The organism is Acinetobacter sp. PW68, from assembly GCF_020982655.1.
In the GTDB taxonomy this organism is placed as follows: domain Bacteria; phylum Pseudomonadota; class Gammaproteobacteria; order Pseudomonadales; family Moraxellaceae; genus Acinetobacter; species Acinetobacter towneri_A.
The window spans coordinates 1-1,196 of the sequence record NZ_JAHZSX010000007.1 but is presented as its reverse complement, the minus strand read 5'-3'; the positions used below and the strand labels follow the sequence as shown (position 1 = coordinate 1,196).

Genomic DNA, 1,196 nt, shown 5'->3' with positions numbered 1-1,196 from the left:
GCATAGTCAACCAGTGATGCAACAACTATATGAATGGCTCAACCAACATCATCTGACGGTGCCATCGAGTTCTCCCACCGCCAAGGCCATCAATTACACTCTGAAGCGTTGGCCAGCTTTAAGCCGCTATTTGGATGATGGCAATCTACCGATTTGCAATAATTGGGTAGAGGTGCGACACGAAGTCGCTTAATGAAGTTGTTCCCCCTGCGGGAACCACCCGTGTCACCGGGTGAATCTAGAAGGCTGAATAAAGAGCGCCTTCGACAATGTAACGAGGCACCGCAAGGTGCGGGGTATCAATCGTGAGAGGCGTACTCTTCTGGCAGCCATAGCCGGACAAGGGCTAGATAATCGGTATGGTGAACACATGTGAATCTGCGCAACGATCGTTAAATTGAACGAGCGGAAATGGCTAATACGCTCGAACCAAAACGGTAATGGAGGTGGGAATCGCGTCTTTCTACTACGCATTCGTGACCCATACGCCTCCCGGTCGATAGCAGGCACCTAAGCCGATGTACTTCAGTAAGCGGAACGTGGAAATCCCGTATTACCCCCATTGGGAAAGCAGTTTGCAAAAACTGCCCATGGTGATGCGGGCGAAGGAACGAGGAAAAAGCGAATGCCAGTCTGTAATGGGTTGGATAGAGGTTGAAACATTACCTCACGCGAAAGCGGGCTGACGTCCTTATGGTCTCTCATCACAAGAGAGTGTGTAGAACCCTTTTAATGGAGGGAGAGCAAATGAACGCAGCAGTATCAGCGTGTGCGCCTTCCAGCACATCGTGGGACAGCATCGATTGGATTGCTGTACAGCGTCATGTCAGAGGGCTGCAAGCGCGTATTGTGAAGGCGGTACAAGACGGCAGGTATAACAAGGCGAAAGCTTTGCAATGGCTGCTGACTCACTCGTTTAGTGGCAAAGCATTGGCCGTAAAACGAGTGTCTGAAAACAAAGGCAAAAACACGGCTGGGGTCGACAAGGTGACTTGGAATACACCCAAGGCCAAGACCGGTGCGATGATGTCGTTGAAGAGGCGAGGTTACACGCCCCTTCCGCTTCGGAGAGTCCTTATTCCGAAGAAAAATGGCAAGATGAGACCTCTCGGGATACCCACGATGAAATGCCGGGCCATGCAGGCGCTCCATCTGCTGGCTTTGGAACCCATCGCGGAGACCACTGCTGATCGGAA

1 protein-coding gene and 1 pseudogene are annotated in these 1,196 nt (G+C 51.7%); both read left to right on the top strand.

Annotated features, from left to right (window positions below; translation table 11 throughout):
- Positions 1 to 172, top strand: a pseudogene (locus K1T76_RS14890) (IS66 family transposase); the annotation flags it as partial.
- Positions 173 to 747: 575 nt separating this feature from the next.
- The coding region (locus K1T76_RS14885; protein ID WP_230245741.1) for a reverse transcriptase N-terminal domain-containing protein at positions 748 to 1,196 on the top strand (449 nt) is incomplete at its 3' end.